18 protein-coding genes and 1 pseudogene are annotated in these 20985 nt (G+C 74.7%); 6 read left to right on the top strand and 13 right to left on the bottom strand.

Annotated features, from left to right (window positions below):
* Positions 1-81: 81 nt before the first annotated feature.
* The 3 genes from ACIBEC_RS02270 to ACIBEC_RS02280 all read right to left on the bottom strand — a co-directional run bounded on the left by ACIBEC_RS02270 (position 82) and on the right by ACIBEC_RS02280 (position 2307).
* Positions 82-417 (bottom strand): hypothetical protein, encoded by a 336-nt coding sequence (locus ACIBEC_RS02270; RefSeq protein ID WP_360490515.1) that lies wholly within the window; start codon positions 415-417, stop codon positions 82-84.
* A 121-nt stretch (positions 418-538) separates the two neighbouring features.
* Positions 539-1459: a DUF6891 domain-containing protein gene (locus ACIBEC_RS02275; RefSeq protein ID WP_360490518.1), complete on the bottom strand. Its 921-nt coding sequence runs from the start codon at positions 1457-1459 to the stop codon at positions 539-541.
* Between the two features lie 305 nt (positions 1460-1764).
* Positions 1765-2307 carry a GNAT family N-acetyltransferase gene (locus ACIBEC_RS02280; protein ID WP_360490760.1) on the bottom strand — a complete coding sequence of 181 codons (543 nt, stop codon included), beginning with the start codon at positions 2305-2307 and terminating at the stop codon, positions 1765-1767.
* Positions 2308-2617: 310 nt separating this feature from the next.
* Between ACIBEC_RS02280 and ACIBEC_RS02285 the strand changes: the two are divergent.
* Positions 2618-3765, top strand: a pseudogene (locus ACIBEC_RS02285) (Cmx/CmrA family chloramphenicol efflux MFS transporter).
* Positions 3766-3992: 227 nt separating this feature from the next.
* Positions 3993-4448, top strand: coding sequence for a hypothetical protein (locus tag ACIBEC_RS02290; RefSeq protein WP_360490521.1), 456 nt, complete (start codon positions 3993-3995; stop codon positions 4446-4448).
* 13 nt (positions 4449-4461) lie between these two features.
* On the opposite strand, the gene ACIBEC_RS02295 is transcribed toward ACIBEC_RS02290, so the two are convergent.
* The gene (locus ACIBEC_RS02295; RefSeq protein WP_360490524.1) at positions 4462-5202 is read right to left on the bottom strand and encodes a helix-turn-helix transcriptional regulator; all 741 of its coding nucleotides are present in this window, start codon (positions 5200-5202) and stop codon (positions 4462-4464) included.
* An 85-nt stretch (positions 5203-5287) separates the two neighbouring features.
* On the opposite strand from ACIBEC_RS02295, the gene ACIBEC_RS02300 reads away from it, so the two are divergent.
* Positions 5288-6226 (top strand): LLM class flavin-dependent oxidoreductase, encoded by a 939-nt coding sequence (locus ACIBEC_RS02300; RefSeq protein ID WP_360490527.1) that lies wholly within the window; start codon positions 5288-5290, stop codon positions 6224-6226.
* Here ACIBEC_RS02300 and ACIBEC_RS02305 read toward each other — a convergent pair.
* From ACIBEC_RS02305 to ACIBEC_RS02340, 8 genes are all read right to left on the bottom strand, one after another.
* Positions 6204-7562, bottom strand: coding sequence for a DUF2252 domain-containing protein (locus tag ACIBEC_RS02305; RefSeq protein ID WP_360490530.1), 1359 nt, complete (start codon positions 7560-7562; stop codon positions 6204-6206). The genes ACIBEC_RS02300 and ACIBEC_RS02305 overlap by 23 nt on opposite strands.
* A gap of 206 nt (positions 7563-7768) precedes the next feature.
* On the bottom strand, positions 7769-9346 hold the full coding sequence (locus ACIBEC_RS02310) for a multicopper oxidase domain-containing protein (protein ID WP_360490533.1): 1578 nt from the start codon (positions 9344-9346) through the stop codon (positions 7769-7771).
* Positions 9343-9816 (bottom strand): hypothetical protein, encoded by a 474-nt coding sequence (locus ACIBEC_RS02315; protein WP_360490536.1) that lies wholly within the window; start codon positions 9814-9816, stop codon positions 9343-9345. The genes ACIBEC_RS02310 and ACIBEC_RS02315 overlap by 4 nt, the downstream gene beginning before the upstream one ends.
* 354 nt (positions 9817-10170) lie before the next feature.
* On the bottom strand, positions 10171-12726 hold the full coding sequence (locus ACIBEC_RS02320; RefSeq protein ID WP_360490539.1) for an FtsX-like permease family protein: 2556 nt from the start codon (positions 12724-12726) through the stop codon (positions 10171-10173).
* Positions 12723-13565, bottom strand: coding sequence for an ABC transporter ATP-binding protein (locus ACIBEC_RS02325; protein WP_360490542.1), 843 nt, complete (start codon positions 13563-13565; stop codon positions 12723-12725). Before ACIBEC_RS02325 ends, ACIBEC_RS02320 begins: the two co-directional genes overlap by 4 nt.
* A 131-nt stretch (positions 13566-13696) precedes the next feature.
* The gene (locus ACIBEC_RS02330; protein ID WP_360490545.1) at positions 13697-14485 is read right to left on the bottom strand and encodes an aminotransferase class IV; all 789 of its coding nucleotides are present in this window, start codon (positions 14483-14485) and stop codon (positions 13697-13699) included.
* The gene (locus tag ACIBEC_RS02335) at positions 14478-15401 is read right to left on the bottom strand and encodes a GNAT family N-acetyltransferase (protein WP_360490548.1); all 924 of its coding nucleotides are present in this window, start codon (positions 15399-15401) and stop codon (positions 14478-14480) included. Before ACIBEC_RS02335 ends, ACIBEC_RS02330 begins: the two co-directional genes overlap by 8 nt.
* A 295-nt stretch (positions 15402-15696) precedes the next feature.
* Positions 15697-16638, bottom strand: a complete 942-nt coding sequence (locus ACIBEC_RS02340) for a DMT family transporter (RefSeq protein WP_360490551.1) — start codon at positions 16636-16638, stop codon at positions 15697-15699.
* 132 nt (positions 16639-16770) lie between these two features.
* On the opposite strand from ACIBEC_RS02340, the gene ACIBEC_RS02345 reads away from it, so the two are divergent.
* From ACIBEC_RS02345 to ACIBEC_RS02355, 3 genes are all read left to right on the top strand, one after another.
* Entirely contained in the window at positions 16771-17673 is a 903-nt protein-coding gene (locus tag ACIBEC_RS02345) for a LysR family transcriptional regulator (protein WP_360490554.1), read from the top strand.
* Between the two features lie 129 nt (positions 17674-17802).
* On the top strand, positions 17803-19278 hold the full coding sequence (locus tag ACIBEC_RS02350) for an MFS transporter (protein WP_360490557.1): 1476 nt from the start codon (positions 17803-17805) through the stop codon (positions 19276-19278).
* Positions 19268-20242, top strand: a complete 975-nt coding sequence (locus ACIBEC_RS02355) for an AsnC family transcriptional regulator (RefSeq protein WP_360490560.1) — start codon at positions 19268-19270, stop codon at positions 20240-20242. The genes ACIBEC_RS02350 and ACIBEC_RS02355 overlap by 11 nt, the downstream gene beginning before the upstream one ends.
* Positions 20243-20502: 260 nt before the next feature.
* On the opposite strand, the gene ACIBEC_RS02360 is transcribed toward ACIBEC_RS02355, so the two are convergent.
* Positions 20503-20973, bottom strand: coding sequence for a S26 family signal peptidase (locus ACIBEC_RS02360; protein WP_360490563.1), 471 nt, complete (start codon positions 20971-20973; stop codon positions 20503-20505).
* Between the last annotated feature and the right edge of the window lie 12 nt (positions 20974-20985).

The following is a 20985-nucleotide window of genomic DNA, read 5'->3' on the forward strand; positions in this document are numbered from 1 at the left end:
GGACGCCGACCGGTCCGGCTGCCAGGACGGTCCGCCGGGATCACCGACAGAACGTCATCGCTCACGTCTCGGCTTCCTTCCTCACGGCCGCCGCACCGGGTTGGCCGCCTCGACCCGCCGCGCCCAGCGGCGGACCAGCGGGTTGGCGTCGTGGTCCGGGGAACCGTCGAGGATGTCCACGCCCGCCGTGGCACCCGGGCCGGCGCTCATGACCGCGTTGAGCAGGTAGCCCAGCAGCGCGCCGAGGTCCCTTCGACGGGCGTCCGGGGTGCCGAGCACCTGCCAGGCCCAGCCGACGGCCACCGCCGCCACCCGCCGGTCCTCCCAGGCCCGCCCCCGCCGGGCCTCCGCGATCACCTGCCGCCGCACACTCCTCGGCAACGCCCCCCACAGCTCCCGCGCGTTGCTCCGCGGCACCTGCCCCCGCTCCATCATGCTGCTCCCCCGTTCCGTCGAACGTTACCGAACACCGTCGGACAGCGTCGGACGCCGTCGGGCACCGTTATCGGCCCCGGAGGATACGGCAGTTCAGGTCCGATCACCCGCCCAGGCGGCGGCGCCAGAGCAGGGGGCGTATCTCGATCGTGTGCGACGGGTCGCCGTTCCAGACCGTGGGCAGGCCGGCGGCGGTGAGGGCGGCGACAACCTCGTGGCCGACGGCCGTGGCGGTCGACGGGGAGCCGTCGAAGCCGCCGTACAGGAGAGACAGGCCGTGGCCGGCGGCGGCGGATTCGGTGCACTGGGAGTGGAAGTAGACGAAGCCGCGGGCGTCCGGGGCGCCGGCCGCGCCGATCTCTGCCTCGCCGCAGGACCGGCAGCAGGTGAAGTCCTCCCGGGCCGTGATGCCGCTCGCCTCCAGGGCGGCGAAGGCGTGGGCGAGGCGCTCCGGGTCGGTGTCGCCGATCCAGCCGGTCTGCTCGCCGACGCGCTCCAGCCAGAGCCGGTCGGCGAGTTGCTCGGCCTGCGCACGCGAGAGGGGACGGAGGCCGCACGACACCAGGTACTCCTCGGCCTCCTCGACCAGCCGGGCCCGGTCGGTGTAGCCGCAGGCCAGGGTCAGCCGCAGCCGGTCCTCCAACTCCCGCCGCTCGCCCGCACCCAGCTCCACCGGCGGTACGGGCTCCGGCACCGGGCCCATGTCGAGTGGCTGCCAGTCCAGGCCGTCGCCCCAGCCCGCCTCGCCGCGCGCCCAGGCCGTCATCGCCTCGGCCACCGGCCCGGGCCCGTCCAGCCGCACCTCGAAGTGCCGCTGGGCGGAGCCGTCGCGGTGCTCCAGCGTGTAGCCCTCGCCGTCGGAGTGCCACACCTGGATGTACACGTCCGGCAGGTCCGGTATCCGCTCCAGGACGAGGAAGCGGTCGTCCTCCGCGCCGATGCCCCAGACCAGCCCCGCCAACTCGTCCGCGCTCGGTCGGGAACGCCGCTTCCCGTCGTTCGTCTGCACCGTGATCGCCAGCATGGGGCCACCCTTGCACACCCCTCTGACAATCGCGCCGCCCGATCCCGCAGTTCAGGCCCGGTGCAAGCGGGGCCGGTCGGCCAGATGCGCGACGGCCTCCGCCACCCGGGCGGCGAACCTCGCGCCATCCACGGCCAGGCGATCGGACGGCGCCGACGCTCTCGGTGCCGGTGGGTTCACCGGCTCCCGGTCGGCGCTGAGGACCCGTGACCCGGTGTCGGTGATATCGGTGACGTCGGTGGTGACGGTGATCCGGTCGGAGGCGGTCCACACGGCCGACCGGAAGGCGGGGCCGGTCCCCTCTCCTAGGACAGACGGTCCTCGCGGCGCAGCCGGAAGACCGTGTTGCGGCGCAGCGGACCGTCCGGGGCGGCGGGGTCGTCGAAGTCCTCAGCGGGGTCGTGGGTCATGCCGAGGCGGCGCATCACCGACTGGGAGCGCTGGTTGGCGGCCGTGGTGATGGCGAGGACCTCGGGGAGGCCGAGGGCGTCGAAGCCGTACGCCAGGACGGCGCGGGCCGCCTCCGTGGCGTAGCCGTGTCCCCAGGCGGAGCGGGCCAGGCGCCAGCCGATCTCGACGCCGTCGACCGGGTCCGTCTCCTCGATGTCGTCCAGGCCCACGAAGCCGACGAACTCGCCGCTGTCCCGTACTTCGACGGCCAGCCAGCCGTACCCCCGCCGCTCGATCGCCGCTTCGAAGCGTGCCACCGACGCGTCGCTCCGCTCCCGGGTGAGCGGGCCGCCCAGGTGCTCGCGGACCTCGGGGTCAGCGTTCATCGCGGCCCACGGGACGAGGTCCGACTCGCGCCAGCGGCGGATCAGCAGGCGTTCGGTGCGCAGCTCGGTCAGCGGTCGGTTCAGCGGTTCGTTCATGCGGCCAACCCAACGGCATCCCGACCTCTCGGGCAAACGGAAATAACTCCGGTGCCGGGACGGCCGCCCGTCGGGTAGCGTACGGAGCATGTCGAGCCCTGAGGCATCCAGGGTGGGGACTTTCGGTCACGCCGTCAGCCCCCTGAACCCCCGCAGCCGTTGAAGCGTGAGCGCTGAAATGCCGTGCGCGAGCGCGGGCCCGGCCGCGAACGCGTGCGCCCTCGGGGGCTGAGCGCGGTGACGAGACGCCGTTCCTCGTTGCTTCTCCTCGTTCCGGAACCCCTCGATGCCCCTTCCGCTCTATCTGCTCGCCCTGGCCGTGTTCGCCATGGGCACCTCGGAGTTCATGCTCGCCGGTCTGCTGCCGGACCTCGCCGACGATCTCGGCGTCACCGTCGGCACGGCGGGCGGCCTCACCTCGGCTTTCGCGGTCGGGATGGCCGTCGGCGCGCCGCTGATGGCCGCGCTCGCCCGCAGCCGGCCGGGGCGCGGCAGCCTGCACGGGTTCGTCCTGGCGTTCGCGGCGGCTCACGCCGTGGTCGCCCTGACCTCGAGCTTCCCGGTGCTGTTGTCGACCCGGGTGGTGGCCGCGCTAGCCAACGCCGGGTTCCTCGCCCTGGCGATGACCACGGCGCCGCCGCGCTGGTGCCGGCGGACCGGAAGGGGCGGGCGCTCGCCGTGCTGCTGTCGGGGACGACGGTGGCGACGGTCGCCGGGGTCCCGGGCGGTTCGGTCCTCGGCGCGCTGTGCGGGTGGCGCGCCGCATTCTGGGCCGTCGCCGTGCTCTGCCTGCCCGCCGCCGTCGGCCTCGCCTGGGGTCTCCCCGCCCGTCCCACGACCGCGCGCGGGCCCCACGCCCCGTCCCTGCGCACGGAGTTCCGGCAGCTGGGCCGTCCGCGGCTGCTCCGTGCGATGCTGCTCGCCGCTCTCGTCAATGCGGCGACCTTCGGCGGCTTCACCTTCCTCGCCCCTGTGGTGACCGGCCCCGCCGGGCTCGGCGCACTGTGGGTGCCGGTCGTGCTGGTGCTGTTCGGCGCCGGGTCCGTCGTCGGCGTCACCACGGGACGGCTGGCGGACCGCCGCCCCGGTCTGGTCCTCGCCACCGGCGGCCCGCTGCTGCTGGCCGGCTGGCCCACGGCGGCCGTCCTCGCGGACCGACCGGCCGTCCTGCTGCCCCTGGTGTTCCTGCTGGGCGCGCTGTCCTTCGCCGTCGGCGGCACGCTGATCACCGGGGTGCTGTACGAGGCGGCCGGAGCGCCCACCATGGCCGGCGCCTACGCGACCGCCGCCCTCAACCTCGGCGCCACCGCCGGCCCGCTGCTCGCCGCGACCACGCTCGGCTCGGCGGCCGGCGACCTCGGCCCGCTCTACACCGCCGGCCTCCTGGTGGCGACGGCCCTGCCGATCGCCGCCGTCCGACCCGGAGCCGGTTAGCGGTACCCTGCCGCCGTCCGACCACGGCGGCGCGGGTCCACGGGGTCGACCGCGGACCGCTCGAAGGAAGCTCGAGGGGTCCGAGACCTCAGGCCCGTGGGCCGCCCGGCGGGCCCACCGACCGACAATGCCGCCAACCGGCCATTCCCCGGCGGGAATTGTCCGGCTGCAGGGCCATCCCCAGGATGGGTCGCACCGAGACCGGCCGAACACCACAGGAGTCCGCCATGACCACCGGTACGCCCATCGCCACCGGCACATCCATCGCCACCAGCGCTCAGCAACTCGCCGACCGCTACGCCGCGTTGTGGACCGAGCCCGACGCTGTTGCCCGCCGGTCGGCGGTCGAGCGGTTGTGGGCCGTGGGCGGCGTGCACCTCCTGCACCCGCCTGTCGAAGCCCGGGAGGCAGCCGCGCGGGTCGGGTTCGCGGAGCCGGTCCTGGAGGCGCGCGGCTACGACGAGTTGGAGTTCCGGGTGGCCCGCGCCCACGAGGAGTTCGTGGCGCCCGGCGAGTTCACCTTCCGGGCCCGGCCGGACGCCGTGCGGCTGCGGGACGTCGTCCGCTTCACCTGGGAGATGGTGCCCGTCGGCGGTGGCGAACCGGTCGGCGGCGGGGTGGAGTTCGTCGCCCTGGACACCGACGGCCGGATCACCGCCGACTACCAGTTCCCGGGGCTCTGAGCGGCCGCTCCCACTATGCCGCGGCCGCTCCCCGTAACGCCTCGGCGGTGGCCGCGTCCGCCGGCAGGAAGGCTTCCAGTTTCAGTTCGGCGAGGGTGACATCCACGGCGGTGGCGAAGGTGGTGACCGTTGTCATCAGACGCAGCTCGCCGAGCGAGGTGCGCAGCTCGAGCGGGACGGCGAATCCCAAGTGCTGTTGTCCCAACTCGACTTCGGGAACGTACGAGCTCAACTCCGCGTGCAGTTCGCCGAGATGCCGGGTGCGTTCGACGATGTGGCGGGCCCAGGCGGCGAAGTTGAGGATGCGCGGGGCGAGGCCGTCCGGGTGCAGGGCGAGCCGGTAGGCGTTGGTGCCGGGGCCGACGAGCCGCGGGTCGGCGCCTGCGGTGATCACGTCCAGGGCGGCGTTGGCGGCCACCACGTCACCTCGGTGGTCCACGACGAGTGCCGGGTACGGGAGGTGGCCGGCCAGGATGTGGCCGATCGCTTCCCGCACCGGTGCCAGCGTCGGCCCGTCCAGCGGTGTCTCCGGGTAGACGGGTGCGTAACCGGCGGCCAGCAGCAGCTCGTTGCGGTCCCGCAGCGACAGGTCGAGCGATTCGGCGAGCCGGACGACCATGCCCCGGCCCGGCACGGAGCGGCCGGACTCGATGAAGCTCAGGTGCCGCTGGGTCGTTCCCGCTCGGGTGGCGAGGTCGAGCTGGCTCAGGCGGCGGCTGGTACGGCGCTCACGCAGCGTTTGGGAGAAGTCCACGGCACCAGCCAACCGCGGGCGGCCGCGGCCCGCCATTCCCCCGGGGGAATTGAGGCCATTCGCCCCGGCCGCCAGCATCGACGCCATGGACATCGGTGTTTTCCTCCCCACCGGCCAGGACCAGTGGGCCGCGCACGGCCCCCGCGACCTGGTCGCATTCGCCCGCCGCAGCGAAGAGTTGGGCTTCTCCTCGCTGTTCGTCAACGACTCCCTGCTGAGCCCGAGGATCGAACCGCTCACGATGCTTGCGGCCGCCGCCACGGTGACGGAACGCGTCCGGCTGGGCACCGGCGCCCTGCTGCCGGTCCTGCGCCGCCCGGTGCAGGCCGCGCAGACGCTGGCCTCGGTGGACCAGTTGTCCGGCGGCCGACTGACGGTCGCGGTCGGCGCCGGCTTCCCGGGGCGCTTCGGCCGCCCGCTGCACGAGCTGTCCCAAGTGCCGTGGGAGCGCCGCTTCGCCCGGCTGGACGAGACGGTCGCCCTGTGGCGGGCGCTCTGGGCCGGGGCGAAGGAGTTCCACGGCGAGTTCCACTCCTTCGCCGAACTCCCGCCCGCCACCAGGCCGTTCCACGAGCAGGGGCCACCCGTCTGGCTCGGCGGCGCGACCCCGGCGGCCCTGGCCCGAACCGGGCGCCACTACGACGGCTGGCTGCCCTATCCGCCCGACCCGGCCGACTACGCCACCGGGCTCGCCGCCGTCCGGGCGACGGCCCGCCAGGCTGGACGCCCACCGGAGGCCGTCACCCCCGCCCTCTTCGTCAACGTCCGGATCGACCGCGACACGGAAGCCGCCCGCCGGGCCATGGACGTCTACACCCGCTCCAACTACGGCCTGCCGCTGGCCGAGACGGAGCAGATCCAGGCGTTCGCCCTCGGCACGCCGGACGAGGTGGCCGCCAAGCTCACCCGGTACACGTCGGCCGGTGCCCGGCACCTGGTGGCCCGCCTCGGCGCGCTCGAACTGGCGGATCAGAGGGAGCAGTTGGAGAGGCTGGCCGCTCTCACACTCCCCGGGTCGCCGTGATCCTCCCGTCCGCGACGGCGGCCACCAACTCGCGGTGATCCACCTCCGTCCGGTCCGCGTACCGCACCGCGAACTCGGCCACCGCCTCCGCGAAGGTGTCCGCGCTGCCGAGGTAGCCGGCGATGGCGAGGCGGTCGCCGGTGCGGGCGTGGGCGCGGGCGAGGGTGCGGCCGCAGAGGTCGGCGTAGGCGCGCAGGCCGGAGGGCTTCATGTCGCCGACCTCGACCGAGCCCTTCATGTCACGCAGTTGGCGGCCGTAGAAGTGGCGCCCGGCGGGGCCGGTGGTCCAGCCGAGGAAGATGTCGCTGGCGGCCTGCATCAGGTGCTGGCCGGTGACCACCCGGCGGCCGCCGTGGTGAGGGGCGACCTCGGCGTCCACCTTGGCGGGCGGCAGGTGGTCCTCCAGTACCGACCGGCCGGCCTCTTTGAGTTGCAGGAACAACGGGTCGCGGCCGTCCCGGCCCTCCAGCAGGACGATGAAGCAGCGGGTGCCGACGCTGCCGACACCGACCACCTTGGTGGCCGCGTCGACGAAGCGGTAGCGGTCCAGCAGGACACGGCGGCTCTCGGCGAGGGTGCCCCGGTAGTCGCTGAACACCTTGCCGATGCCGCGCAGTTCGGTCTTCTTCAGCGGCTCGATCAGCGGTGGCGCGCTGATGATCCGGCGCCGCCCGTCCCGGTCCTCGGTGAGCTTGCCGAAGGCCTGCAGGCTGGTACGGCGCCGGGCGTGCGCGAATTGGGCCTCGGCGCGCTTGCGCTGCCGGGGCTTGCCCAGCAGCGGCAGCAGCTGCGCGGTGTCCACCCGGGCGTACCAGACGTCGAGTTCGCCCAGGCCCGCCAGGCGTCGCATCGCGGTCGCGTAGCCCTCGACGGCGGTGCGGGCGGCGCGGCGCACGCGCTCCTCGTCCTGGCCGTTGTCGCGGGCCGCGACGGCGACGCTGGCGGCGAGGCGTTTGACGTCCCACTCGAAGGGGCCGGGGTAGGTCTCGTCGAAGTCGTTGACGTCGAAGAGCAGGGCGCGTTCCGGCGAGGCGTACACGCCGAAGTTCACCAGGTGGGCGTCGCCGCAGAGTTGGACGGTGAGACCGGTGTCGGGCACGGCCCCGAGGTCGGCGGCCATCACGGCGGCGGCGCCGCGCAGGTAGCTGAACGGGCTTTCGGCCATCCGCCCGTAGCGGATCGGCAGCAGCCGGGTGATCCGGTCCTCGCCCTGCCGTTCCAGCACGCCGAGCGGGTCGGGCCGGTCCGCGGCCGGGATCCACCGGCCGTGGTCGGAGCGGGAGACGCGGTCGCGGGCGGCCCGGCCGCGGCGGCGGCGTTCGGCGGGAGTGGTCATGCGGCAGCTCCATCCGTCGGTGGGCGCTGCCAGCGACGCCGGGCGGCCGGCGGGTGCCCCTCTCCGCGACGCTAGGACACGCGTGCCGGAGGGCGCAGCGCACGCCCTCCGGCACTCGGCCGTCCGAGTGAAACCGGGCGGTTCACCGCAGGACGGCTCACCACACCGATCACCCCGCCGCTCACCGGGCCGACTCACCGCACGGTTCACTGCACCGTGAAGTCCGCCATCATCGCCATGTCCTCGTGCTCCAGGTTGTGGCAGTGCAGCATGTACGCCCCCGCGTAGTCGGTGAAGCGCACCAGTAGCTCCACTGCCTCGGCCGGGCGCAGGTCCACGGTGTCCTTCCACCCCGCGTCGTAGGGGCCCGGGTTCGCGCCGTTGCGTCCGATCACCTGGAAGTGGTCCAGGTGGACGTGCACGGGGTGGTGCAGGTCGGACGAGAAGCGCCAGCGCTCGATCGTCCCGAGGGCGGGCGTGGCGATGTTCTGGCCTGGCTGGTAGGGCTCGCCGTTGATGGTCCAGCCGTCGCTGCGGCTGCGGCGGAAGGTGAAGTCGCGGGTGGTGACGGCGGCGGAGGCGTCCAGGCCCTCGACGGCGGCGAGCTTGTCGGGCACCGTCGCGTCGTCGTTCACCTGCTTCGAGGAGACGTCGAACCGCATGACCTCGGCCGTCCGACCACTGCCGAAGCGGTTGACCAGGCGCACCTGGGTGCCGGGCGCGTAGCGCGAGAAGTCGACCACGACGTCGAAGCGTTCGGCGGGAGCGATCTCGATGCCGTCGTGGGCGACCGGGGCGGCGAGCAGGCCGCCGTCGGAGCCGATCTGGACCAGGGCGCCGCCGCCGGGGGGCTGCGGGTCGAGTTCGAGCCGGTAGAGGCGGGCGTTGGAGGCGTTGAGCAGGCGCAGCCGGTAGCGGGCGCGGTCGACATCCAGCCGGGGCCACGGCGCGCCGTTGACCAGGATGACGTCGCCGAGCACGCCGTTGGCGTAGCCGGCGGTGACGCCGGGCTCGCCGAGCGCGGGGTCGGTGGAGGGGTACTGAAAGGACCCGTCGGCGGCGAAGGAGCGGTCGGCGATCATCAGTGGCAGGTCGCGCTCGCCGCGCGGCAGCGGCAGAGCGCCCTCCTCGTCGTCCTGGACGAGGTGGAAGCCGGCCAGTCCGCGCCAGACTCCGGGGCCGGTGAAGCCCATCCGGTGGTCGTGGTACCAGAGGGTGGCGGCGCGCTGCCTGCCCGGGTAGGTGTGGCTGCGCTCGCCGACGATGCTGCGGCCCCCCGCGTGGCGCATCCCCGGCATGCCCTGCATGCCGGCCATGCCCTGGGCGGCGTCGGCCGACGACCCGACGGGGAGCAGCAGGTCCACCGGGTAGCCGTCGCTGTCCGCCGGGGTGTGCCCGCCGTGCAGGTGGGTGACGGACGGCACCGGCAGCTCGTTGCGGTGCTTGACCACCGCCGCCCGCCCGGAGCGGGTGACCAGGGTCGGCCCGGGGAAGCTGCCCCCGTACGTCCAGGCCTCGGTCTTCACACCGGGGATGATCTCCAGCTTGGCGACCTGCTGGGTGATCTCGTAGTAGTCGCTGGTCCCGTCGGTGCGCACCGGATTCAGCACGGCCGGCACCGGAAGCGGGACCTGGAACGCCTCGGGCAGGTCGAGCGCGCTGCTCAGCAGCTGCCCGGGGCGGCCCTCGGCGAGCAGCCGGGCGGCCGAGGGGACGGCGACGGCGGCCAGCGCGCCCGCGCCGAGGACGGAGGCGCCGATGCCCAGGAACCGGCGACGCTTCACTTGGACACCTCCACTGGCCCGCCGGGGCGCGGCAGCAGTCCGCTGCCGTCCGGGCCCGCATCGGGCTGCCCCGTCCGGGCGGGCAGCGGCAACCGCCAGGCTTCGACCAGGCCGAACAGGATGCCGCTGACCAGCAGCACGCCGAGGGTGACGTGCACGCCGACGGCCCGGGCGTAGCCGGCCGCGATCTGGCCGATGACCGCGACGTTGAGCAGGAGGGTCGTCCACAGCGGCCACAGCGGGCCGCGCCCGGGCCACCGCACCGCGACGGCGACCACCAGCTGGAGCACCACCACGGTGGCCAGCGTCATCGCGTTGCCCTCGTGGTCCTTCAGGGAGTCGAACGTGCCGTTGAGGAAGCTACTGGCCAGCATGACCTGGAGCAGGGCCAGCAGGGCCAGCGCGGTGGCGGTGGTGCGCAGCAGGATCAGCGGCCAGCGGGCCGCGGGGACGGCAGGGGGACTGCTCATGTCGGGCTACTCTCTGCTTCGGCGGTCGGGCGGGGCGGGCGAGAGCGTAGCTGATCCGACATCACGATCAGTTCCAATAAAGTCCTTTGGGCCTTCCGGTTACCCCATTGCGCCTGCTCGTCCCGCCTTTGTCACCCGGACGAGTGATGCCCTTGAGTGGTTCTCAAGGGCATCCGTCATGAGCTTCTCTCCAGTGCGTCTCATGGGCTTCTCGCCGGGGCGCCTCATGAGGCGGTCTCATGGGGGACGCCATGAGACCGCCTCATGAGGACCTCATGCACTCCTCTCATGGGAGGGCCTCATGAGCTCGTCTCACGGGGCGGCCCCATGAGTCCCGCTCATCGCCCCACCGGCCTACTGCCGCGCCGCTCCCAGCGCCGCCGGACGGGTCCGCAGCAGCGCCCGGACCGGCAGCCCGGTCGCGCCGAGGCAGAGCAGCACGGCCCCTGCCGCCAGTGGCAGGGCGAGCATCGGCGGGACGTACGGGGAAGCGTTGGCGACGCCACGGGTGACCGGCACCAGGGTGATCCAGGCGATCACCGCGCCGACCGCCAGCCCGGTCGCGGCCACCAGCAGAGCCTCCCAGCGCATCATGTCGCGCACCTGGCGCCGGGTGGTGCCGGCCAGTCGCAGCAGCGCGACCTCGCGGCGGCGGTCCAGCACGGTCATCACCAGGGTGTTGGCGGCGCTGACGGCGGCGAACCCGCCGAGCACGCCGGCCATCACGGTGTTGGCCCAGCCGCTGAGCTCCATGTCCTTGTCGGCCTGGGCGACGAACCCGGCCCGGTCGGTCACGCTCGTCCCGGCCTGCGTGCCCAGCCCGGCGGCCACCGCCGTGCGGTCGGCGCCCGGCACGTCGGCGACCAGCACCTGGCTGTCGTACCCGGTGGTGACGTGCTCGGCCAGGGCCGCCCGGGGCAGCACCGCCTGGCCGACGCCGAGCCCGCGTTCGTACACGGCGACCACGGCGGGCCGGACGGCGGTGCCATCGCCGAGGCGCAGCGGGACGCGGTCGCCGACCTTGGCATCCAGGGCGTCGGCCAGGGTGGTGCTCAGGGCGATGGTGTCGGTGCCGCGACCGAGGTCGGCGAGCGAGCCGCTGCGTACGCCCAGGTCGAGCACCTTGGGCAGCCGGGCCGGGTCGCCGTCGACGCCGAGCGCGGGGGCGGAGCTCAGCCGGCCGCCGCTCTCGAGGACCAGGCCGGTGCGGAGCACGCCGACGGCGGTGTCCACGCCGGGCACCTTGGCCGCCCGCTCGGCGGTCCCGGCGGGCAGGCCGGGGCCGGTGGTGCCGATCACGTGGTCGGCGGTGATGCCGGCCCGGACGTTCTCGCCGGTGGTGTGGCGCAGGGTGCTCTGCAGGATCAGCAGGGTGCCGCAGAAGGCGGTGACCAGGACGATCGGGGTGATCGCGGAGGCCAGCCGGCGGGCGTTGGCGCGGGTGTTGTCGGCGGCCAGCGAGCCGGGCGCGCCGCCGGCCCGCAGCGGGGCGCCGAGCACGGCGGCGGCGGTCCGGGCCACCCACGGGCCGAGCAGGGCGACGGCCGTCATGAAGCACATGACCACGCCGAGCGCGGTCTGGGCGGCCTTGGCGCCGTCGAGGGAGGCGGCGAGGGCGGCGACGGCGATGCCGCCGCCGGCGAAGACCAGTCCGAGGAGGGTGCGCACCTTGCCCGGGCGGGGCGCCTCGACGGCGGCCTCGCCGAGTGCCTCGGCGGCGCGCAGCTTGGACGGTCGGCGGGCGGCCAGGAAGCCGGCGGTCAGTGCGGCGAGGGTGCAGGTGAGGACGGGGGCGAGCATCGGCAGTGGGCCGACGTCGAGGCGGATGCCCTCGGGGACGGCGCCGCGTTCGGCCAGCTGGCCGAACCACCAGCGGGCGAGCGCGAGTCCGGGCAGGATGCCGAGCGCCGCGGCGACCGGGGCGACCAGCATCGCCTCGGCGGCGATGGTTCGGCGGATCTGGCGCGGGGTGGCGCCGATGGCGCGCAGCAGGGCGAACTCGCGGGCGCGCTGTCCGGTGGCGAGGGCGACGGTGCTCATCACCACGAAGATCGCGGTCATGGTGGCGTAGCCGCCGAAGGTGCCGCCGAGGGCCATCAGCGTCGTCCGGGCCTCGCCGAGAGCGGGGTGCTCGACGGTGCCCCGGTCGTCTCCCGAGAAGGCCTTCGCCTCGCCGCCGACGGCCTGGCGCACCTGTGTGGCGAGCGCGGCGGCGGTCACGCCCTGGCGGGGCTGGACGGCGATGGCGTCGATCCGGCCGGGGTGGCCGGAGAGGAGGTCGGCGGTGGTGTCGGCGAACCAGGCGGTGGGGCCGGCCGTCTGGGCGGCGGCGAGGCCGGAGACCCGGTAGCTCGCGGTGCCGCCGGGCGCGGTGAGCGTGAGGTTCGCGCCGGGCGCGAGGTGGGCGGCGCGCGCGGTGTCGGCGTCGAGCACGACCTCGTTCGCGCCGGGTGCACGGCCCTCGGTCAGCTTGTCGGCCGGTCCGGCGATGCCGAGGGCGGCGTAGCCGCGGCCGGTCAGGGCCGGGCTGTCGTTCGCAGCGGTATGCGGGAAGGCGGTGAGCGGGAAGGCGGTGAGCGGGAAGGCGGTGTCCGGCCGGGCGACCGCGACCCCGGGCAGGGCGGTCAGCCGGCCTACCAGCGCGGCGTCCGCACGGGCCCGCTCCGGGGTGGCTTGCTCCTGGGTCTCGGTGTCCTCGCCGACCTTCTTCTGGATCTTCACCGTCTGCTCGGCCGCGACCACCACGGGCGCGGAGGCGTACCGGTCGGGTTCGAGGCCGGCGGTCAGGCCGGTCTGCAGCAGCACGCCGCAGGCCGTCACGACGGCGGCGCCGAGCAGCAGGGCGACCAGGGTGCCCACGAAGGAGGCGGGACGGAAGCGCACCGAGGCGCGGGCGAGTCCGTTGGTCATGCCGCCGCTCCCACCGGGCGGGCGGTGAGCGCGACCATCCGGTCGGCGACGGCCTGCGGGCTGGGGTGCGGCAGGTCGTCCACGATCGTGCCGCCGGCCAGGAACAGCACCCGGTCGGCGAAGGAGGCGGCCACCGGGTCGTGGGTCACCATGACGACGGTCGCGCCGAGGGAGTCCACGGCCTGCCGCAGCAGGCCCAGCACCTCGTGTGCGGTGCGGGTGTCCAGCGCGCCGGTGGGCTCGTCGGCGAACAGCACGTCCGGGCGGGTGATCAGCGCGCGGGCGATCGCGACCCGCTGCTGCTGGCCGCCGGAGAGCTGGCCCGGCCGCCGCCGGGCGTGCTGCCCGAGGCCGACCCGTTCCAACAACTCCCCCGCCCGGGCGCGGTCCTGGCGCTCCCCGGCGAGCCGCTGCGGGAGCAGCACGTTCTGCTCGACGCTCAGCGAGGGCAGCAAGTTGAAGGACTGGAAGACGAAGCCGATCCGGCTGCGGCGCAGCTTGGTGAGCCGGTTCTCGCTCAGCGCGGTGATCTCCTCGCCGCCGAGCCGGATCTCCCCCGCCTCCGGGCGGTCCAGGCCCGCAGCGCACTGCAGGAAAGTCGACTTGCCGGAGCCGGAGGGGCCCATCACGGCGGTGAAGCTCCCGCGGGCGAGCGCCAGGTCGATCCCGCGCAGCGCCTGCACCGCCGCCTCGCCGCGCCCGTAGGTGCGGCGTACGCCGCGCAGTTCGATCGCGGGGGCCGCCGACGGTGCGGCGTGCGGGGCACCGTCGTACGCGTCGGTGGCGTACGGGTGGGTCACCCGCTCGTCGGTCCTGCGGCGGTCGTGGCGGCGTGCCATGGAGAGGCCTTCCTTCGGTTCTGCGTCGCTCGTCGTCAACGTGTTTCGCTCGTCGTCAACGTGTTCAACGCTAGGAAGTCCGGGCCCCGCGGACCATGGAGGTCACCGGCGGAACGGGGGTGGGGTTATCCCTACACCGCTTCGGCGGTGGTCCCGAGGTAGGCCGCGCGCAGCTCGGCGAGCACCGGGTGGGCGGGGTCGAGGGTGGTGCCGTCGACGGCCGCCAGCGGCCGGACGCCGATGCCCGCGTTCACCGCGAAGGCGGCTCCGAAGCGGCCCAGCGCGGCGGCGGGCAGCGGCTCGCGGGACTGCGGGCCCCGGTACGCCCGGGAGAGCAGGGACTCGGTGACGCCGGGCAGGCTCGGGCCTTCAGGCCAGACCAGCTTGTCCTCGTCCAGGAAGCCGACGTTCCAGGTCGCGCCCTCGGTCACCCGGCCGTCCGTGTCGATCAGCAGCACGTCGTCGTAGCCGGCGAGTTGGGCCTGCCGCCGGTGGTGGACCAGGCCGAACAGGCCGACGTGCTTCACCGCCGGCAGTTCCCGCCGGTACACCGAGGTGCGCACCCGCAGCGGGGCGGGCTCGGCCGTCGCGGCGGGGCGGGTGGTGACCAGAAGGGCGGGTGCGGCCGGGGCGGCGGGGCGTTCCAGACCGAGCGCCGGGTCGTACACGGTGACCCGGACGATCACCGGTGCGCCGCCGGCGGGCAGCACCGCGCGGATCCGGTCCCGCACCGCCGCCCTGTCCAGCTCGACGGCGAACAGCGTGCGGCAGTCACGGACCAGCCGGTCCAGGTGCAGCGTCAGGCCGCGGACCCGGCCCGCCTCGGCGCGCAGGGTGGTGAAGTGCCCGTAGTTGAGCAGCCCCAGCGCGGCCAGCCGCGCCGGGTCGGCGGGGGCGCCGTCGATCTCGATCTCAGCCATCCCCCGAGTCTGCCAGCTGCGACGACGGGACCGAGGCCTGCGACGGGGCCTGCGTCGCCGCCCGCTCCGGGGCTTGTGCCGGGTCCCGCTCCGGGTACTGCACCGAACCCTGCGTCGGGCTCTGCGGAGCGGGGACCGGCGCCGGGCCGTACGGGGAGGACGCCGGGCGGGGGGCGGCCCGCTCGAACTCCTCGATCCGGTACGCCAGTCCCTCCGGCTCGCCCGCGTCCGACCAGCGCCACGCCTCCGCCCACCACTGCGGGCCGCGCACCAGCGGGAAGCCCGCCAGCGCCAGGTGCAGGGCCAGCGTCGAGCGCGCGTAGTCGTGCACCCAGCCGTCGGCGCCCCGGTAGTCGGCCGTCTCGTCCAGCCGCAGCCAGCGGCCCTCGCGGCCGGCGGTCAGTATCGGCACCCAGCCGCGCAGCCGGTCGGCGACCAGCAGGAGCAGCCGTCCGTCCTCCTCGCGCACCCGGTAGGAAGGGAGTTGGGACATCCGCGCGAGCGCGAGCGAGCGTTTCCAGCCGACCGCCCACAGCCCTCGGCGCAGGTAGTAGCGGACAGCCGGCTGCCAGGTCCAGTGCGCCTCCAGCCGGAATCCGGGCAGGCCCTCGGCGGTGGCCGCCGCGTACACCTCGTCCAGCGTGGCGGCGGCCAGCCCGCGACCGCGCGCCGCCGGGCTCACATAGAGGGAGGAGACGGCGAGTTGGCCCGGGCCCTTGGTCCAGTTGTCGACCGCGACGGTGCCCACGACGGCGCCGTCGTCGCCCTGGATCCAGTACCTCCGCCGGTACAGCTCCCCGCCGGGCCACTCCCGACCGCTCTCGCCCAGCCGCTCTCGCCAGCCGCGCTCCGCCGACGGCGCCAGCCCGTCCGGGTCCACCAGCGCGCCCAGCTCGCCCTCCACCAGAGACGCCAAGTCCCAGAGGGCGAACCGACGTTCGTCCCCCTCTGCGACCGCCCTCAGCTGCGGCCCCGCCGCCAGCCGGTCCTGTGCCCGCTCAACCGCCGCATCCCACGCCCTCACCACGCCGCCACCCTAGCGGGGCCCGAAGACATTCCGTAATTCATTGGACACCGAACGTCAGGTCGGGTACGAATGCGCTGTCCGATCAGCCCGGTTCCCGCCGGCTTGTCCCGGGTGGGCCCGTTCAGGGAAGGAGATCCCCATGCGCGGCATCTTCGTACGCGCCGTCGTCGGGGCGGCGCGTGCCCTATCCGACGGTCTGGCCCGCCTTCGGGGTCTGGTCCGCCGCGCCGGTCGCGGTCCGGGGGCGGGGGCGGGGGCGGGTCAGCGCCACCGCCGCGATCACCAGGACACCACCGGCCAGGGCGTTCCAGCCGACCGGCTCCGCGAGGAACAGCGCACCGATCGCGGTGGACCACAGCGGCATCACGTAGGCGACGGCCGAGGCCACCCCGGTGCCCGCGGTCCGGACCAGGCCGAGGTTGAGCAGGTACGCCAGGCCGGTGCCGACCACGCCGAACACCAGCAGGGCGACGGCCGGGCCGGCCCCGGGCCAGTGCGGGGCGCCCGCGGCGAACGGCACGATGACGGCCAACTCGGCGGTGGCGCAGCCGATCTGGAGCGCGGAGAGGGTGGTGACCGACTCCGGCCGACCGGACAGGAAACGCCGCAGGTAGGCGAAGCCCGCCCCGTAGCAACAGGCGGCGGCCAGGCAGGTGAGGCCCCCGACCGCCGTACCGGATCCGATGCCGCGCCAGACCCCGAGCACGGTGAGCACGCCAACGAAGCCGAGGACGAGGCCGGTGAGCCGGCGGGCGCCCGGGCGGCGCTCCTCGGGGACGGTGAGCACCGTGAGCAGCAGGGCGAACAGCGGAGTGGTCGCGTTCATCACGCCGGCGAGCACCGAGCTGGCCCTGGTCTCGCCGAACGGGAACAGGATGAACGGCACGGTGTTGAGCAGCACCGCGACCACCGCCGAGTGCCCCCACAACGCACGGTCACGCGGGACCTTCTCACCGCGCAGCACCAGGACCGCGCCCAGCGTGGCCGTGCCCAGCAGGCACCGCCACAGCGCCACCCAGACCGGGGGCACCCCCGCGTCGACCGCCACCTTGATCAGGGCGAAGCTCGCACCCCAGATCGCCGACAGTGCCGCAAAACGCGGCAACCAGCGCCGCACCGCAACCACCCCCGTATTCCTCCGGTGTTCCCTGCACCTGGACAGAGGATGGGGCGACGTTCGACCATGAGTCCAACAAGTGGCATTCCGACGTGGATGAGGAAGTCTCATGACCCGAGGTCACACGCCCCAGGGCGTCCGATGACCACGGAGGTCAACCTGGCTCAGCTCAGGGCTCTGGTCGCGGTTGCCGACACCGGCGGCTTCGGCGCGGCCGCCGACGAACTGGGAATCAGCCAGTCCGCCGTCTCACACGCCGTCGGCGCGCTGGAGCGGGCCCTCGGCGCACCCGTCCTGATGCGCGGCACCCCCTGCCGGCCGACCCCGCTGGGCGAGCAGGTCCTGCCGCACGCCCGTACCGCCGTCGCCTCCGCCACCGCCGTCCGCCTCATCGCCACCCAGCACACGGGCGGCCTGACCGGCACCGTCCGGCTCGCCGCACCGACCACCGTCTGCCAGGCGCTGCTGCCCGGGCTGCTGCGGGACTGGAAGGCCGCGTACCCGGAGGTCACCGTCCGGGTCTTCGAGGGTGAGGACGCCGAGCTGACCGCCTGGCTGGAGGCCGGCACGGTGGACGCCGCCGTCCTGGTGGACGCCGGGCCGCTCCAGCCCGGGGCGGTCGCGCTCGGTGCCGACTCGATGCACGCGCTGCTGCGCCGCGACCACCCCCTCGCCGGTCAGGAGACCATCCATGTCACCGAGTTGGAGGACGACGACTTCCTGCTCTCCGAGGGCGGCTGCGAGCGCCACATCCGCGAGGCCTACCGGCGGGCCGGCACCCGCTTCGCACCCCGGCACCGGATCCGCGACCTCAACACGCTGATCGGCATGGTGCACGCGGGCGTCGGAGTCTCGGTGATGCCCGCGCTGGCACTGACCATGCTCCCGGCCGACTGCGTGCTGGTCCCGATCCGGCCCGCTGTCCACCGGACGCTGACGCTCACCGGACCGGCGAGCCGGCCGTGGTCCCCGGTGGTCAGCGGGCTGCTCGCAGGAGTGGGGGCGATGACGAAGGGCAAGGCTCTGGCCGGGTCGCCGGCCTGAGTGGAGTTTTTCGGCTCTGCGGGCAGGGTTGATGGAACTTCCCGTCGATACGGGCGGCAGCAGCTGGTCGGCACGGGTGTACGGCCGGAGGGTGACGGCATTCCGGCCGTACACCCGAGGGAGGACCCGTTGTCCGCACACCCGCTGCCCCCGCCGTCCGCGCGCCCGACAACCGAGCAGCCGACGCCCGTGAACCCGCGCCGCTGGTGGGCGCTCTGCGCGCTGCTCACCGCGGAGGCGATGAACCTGCTGGACGCGACGATCGTGCAGGTCGCCGCGCCGCGCATGCGTGCCGACCTCGGCGGGCCGGCGGCGGCCGTGCCCTGGCTCACCACCGCGTACACCCTGCCGTTCGCCGTACTGCTGCTCACCGGCGGGCGGCTCGGCGACCGGGCCGGACGGCGGCGGGTGTTCCGGATCGGGGTCGCGGGCTTCCTGCTCGCCTCGCTGGCCTGCGCCTGCGCGCCCACGCTCGGCGCGCTGCTCGCCTTCCGGGCCGTCCAGGGCGCGGCCGCGGCCGTGATCGTCCCGCAGACCATCGGCCTGATCAAGGCCATGTTCCGCGGCCCGGAGACGGCCCGGGCCCTCGGCACGATCGGGCCGGTGATGGGGCTGGCGGCCGTCGCCGGCCCGGTGCTCGGCGGGGTGCTCACCCACGCCGACCTGTTCGGCTCCTCCTGGCGCGCGGTCTTCCTGGTCAACCTCCCACTCTCGCTCGCCGTCCTCGCCCTCGCCCCGCTGCTCGCCGAGGACCGCGCCCCGCGCCGCCCCGGCCTCGACCCGGCAGGCAGCGCGCTCGCGGCGCTCGCCACCGGGCTGGTCGTGCTGCCGCTGCTGGCCACCGGAAGCACCCCGCCGGTGTGGACGGCTGCCGGAGCGGTCGCCGCGGTGGTCTTCGCCGTCCACCAGCGGCGCGGGGCCCGGCGCGGCACCGACACCCTGGTCGAGCCGAGCCTGTTCACCTCCGTACGGTTCCCGGCCGCGCTGGTCGCCCTCTCGCTCGCCTTCGCGGCCACCACCGGGCTCACCCTGGTCGTCGTGCTACAGCTCCAACTCGGCAGCGGAGCCGACGCGTTGGCCTCCGGCCTGACCCTGCTGCCGATGTCGGCCGGGCTTGCGGTCGGCTCCCTGTGGGCGGGCGCCTCGCTGGTCCGGCGGTACGGGGCGCGGGTGATGCCCGTCGGGCTGGCCGTGATGGCGGTCGGGGTGGTGTCCGCTGTCGGCGCCTACCGCACGGGCCAGCGGCCGGAGGCCCTGCCCTACGCGCTCGCCCTGGTCGGGCTCGGGCAGGGACTGTTCACACCCGCCTTCTTCACCACCGCCCTGACGCCGCTGCGGCCGCAGGAGACCGGCTCGGCGGCAGGCCTTCTCAACGCCGTGCAGCAGCTCGGCTCCACGCTCGGCGTCGCCGTGCTCGGACGGATCTACCTGGCCGCCCCGGACACCACCGGGGCGCAGCGCGCCTGCTGGCTGGCGGTGGGGGTACTGGCGGCCGCCGCCGTGGCGGTCCGGCTGATGAGCAACTCTCATGGCACTCGTACCGCCAGCCACACGGCAGAATCGGACGGTGTGTCCGACCACCGGGAACCCACACATGCTCGATGACCTCGACCGCGCGCTCGTCCACGCCCTGCGCGTCGACGGGCGCGCCCCGTTCAACCGGATCGCCGCTGTCCTCGACGTCTCCCCGCAGACCGTGGCACGCCGCTACCGGCGGCTGCGCGCCGAGGCCGGACTGCGGGTGGTCGGGCTCGCCGACCCGCACCGGGCCGGACGGTCCCAGTGGCTGCTGCGCCTCACCGCCGGGCCGCACACCGCCCAGAACCTCGCCCAGGCGCTGGTCCGGCGCGCCGACACCGCCTGGGTGAAACTCACCTCCGGCGGCACCGAGATCACCGCCATCGTCGACACCGGCCCCGGCCCCGACGGCCACAGCCTCCTCCTGCGCGACATCCCCCGCACCGCCACCGTCACCGGCGTCTCCGCCCACTGCCTGCTGCACACCTACCGGGGCGGCCCCTCCGCCTGGCCGGTCAGCACCGAGACACTCAGCGAGGAACAGCAGGACCGGCTCCGCCCGGTCGCCGTGAGCCCTCCGTCCGGCGGCCTCGACGAGGCCGACCACGCCCTGCTCGGCGCGCTGCACCGTGACGGCCGCACACCCCTCGGCTACCTCGCCGCAGCGACCGGCCGCACCCCGGCCACCGTCGCCCGCCGGCTCGCCGAGCTCCGGGCGGACGGCACGGTCTTCCTCGACGTGGAACTCGACGCCCGGCTCCTGGGCGCGGACATGCAGGCACTGCTCTGGCTGAGCGTCGCGCCCGCCCACCTCGACCACGTCGGCCGCGCCCTCGCCACCCACCGCGAACTCGCCTTCGTCGCCGCCACCACCGGCCCCAGCAACCTCACCGCCCTCGCCCTGTGCACCGACCCGGCCGACCTCCACCGGTACGTGACACAGCAGTTGGGCGCGGTCAAGGAGATCACCGCCCTGGAGTCCTCCCCCGTCCTGCGCACCCTCAAGGCCGCCGGCCCGGTCCCGGCACCGCCGGGACACGGACGCCCCTGACCGCGCCGCGACCGAGTGGGTGGCCCCTCCCTCACACCGGCGGGTGGAACAGTCGACACCCTCCCGGCCGCGGGCGAGCGCCCGCCGGGGCCGAAGCCGGACGTTCTCGCCGACCTCCCGGACGCCGCCCCCCAACGCGACGCCCGCCACGGGACGGGATCCCGCCAGACGCCGCCCCACGTCCCGGGCAAGGGCCCGAACCATCCCGGGCCCCGAACCATCCCGAGCCCCGGGCCGCCCCGGACCGTACGACCGGCCGCTCAGCCCCGCAGCCGGACGCCGTCGAGCACCACGCCCACGACACTCCGCGCCGGGACGGCACCCCACGTCCGGGAGTCCGTGCTGAACTCCGGGTTGTCGCCCAGCAGCACCACGTGCCCGCCCGGCACCGTCCCGCCCGCCACGACCGGGCGGACGGACTGCGGGACCGGGTCACCGGGCAGCGCCGCCAGGCGCTTCACCAGCAGACGGTCCGGCTGCCGCCGGGCCGGGCCGCCGCCGGGCGCGGCGAGCCCGTTCGGGGAGACCACCACGATCCGCCCCGCACGCAGCCGGGCCAGGCCTCGGCGCAGCACCAGGACGCGCTGGCCGGGCCGCAAGGCCGGGCTCATGCTCGGCCCTGACACCACGACCACCGACAGCGCCACCCGCAACAGGACGACGAGGGTCATCACCGCCGCCAGCACCGCACCGCCGACCACCGACCACCGACCACAGACCCACCGGCACACCTCCTCCGCTCA

Source organism: Kitasatospora sp. NPDC051164, assembly GCF_044455625.1.
In the GTDB taxonomy this organism is placed as follows: domain Bacteria; phylum Actinomycetota; class Actinomycetes; order Streptomycetales; family Streptomycetaceae; genus Kitasatospora.

What these genes read in the sequence shown, in the direction of transcription:
- ACIBEC_RS02275 (WP_360490518.1), bottom strand. Translation starts at nt 1,459, where the DNA reads ATGCTGGCGATCACGGTGCAGACGAACGACGGGAAGCGGCGTTCCCGA.
- ACIBEC_RS02290 (WP_360490521.1), top strand. Translation starts at nt 3,993, where the DNA reads ATGACCACCGGTACGCCCATCGCCACCGGCACATCCATCGCCACCAGC.
- ACIBEC_RS02300 (WP_360490527.1), top strand. Translation starts at nt 5,288, where the DNA reads ATGGACATCGGTGTTTTCCTCCCCACCGGCCAGGACCAGTGGGCCGCG.
- ACIBEC_RS02305 (WP_360490530.1), bottom strand. Translation starts at nt 7,562, where the DNA reads ATGACCACTCCCGCCGAACGCCGCCGCCGCGGCCGGGCCGCCCGCGAC.
- ACIBEC_RS02315 (WP_360490536.1), bottom strand. Translation starts at nt 9,816, where the DNA reads ATGAGCAGTCCCCCTGCCGTCCCCGCGGCCCGCTGGCCGCTGATCCTG.
- ACIBEC_RS02320 (WP_360490539.1), bottom strand. Translation starts at nt 12,726, where the DNA reads ATGACCAACGGACTCGCCCGCGCCTCGGTGCGCTTCCGTCCCGCCTCC.
- ACIBEC_RS02325 (WP_360490542.1), bottom strand. Translation starts at nt 13,565, where the DNA reads ATGGCACGCCGCCACGACCGCCGCAGGACCGACGAGCGGGTGACCCAC.
- ACIBEC_RS02330 (WP_360490545.1), bottom strand. Translation starts at nt 14,485, where the DNA reads ATGGCTGAGATCGAGATCGACGGCGCCCCCGCCGACCCGGCGCGGCTG.
- ACIBEC_RS02345 (WP_360490554.1), top strand. Translation starts at nt 16,771, where the DNA reads ATGACCACGGAGGTCAACCTGGCTCAGCTCAGGGCTCTGGTCGCGGTT.
- ACIBEC_RS02355 (WP_360490560.1), top strand. Translation starts at nt 19,268, where the DNA reads ATGCTCGATGACCTCGACCGCGCGCTCGTCCACGCCCTGCGCGTCGAC.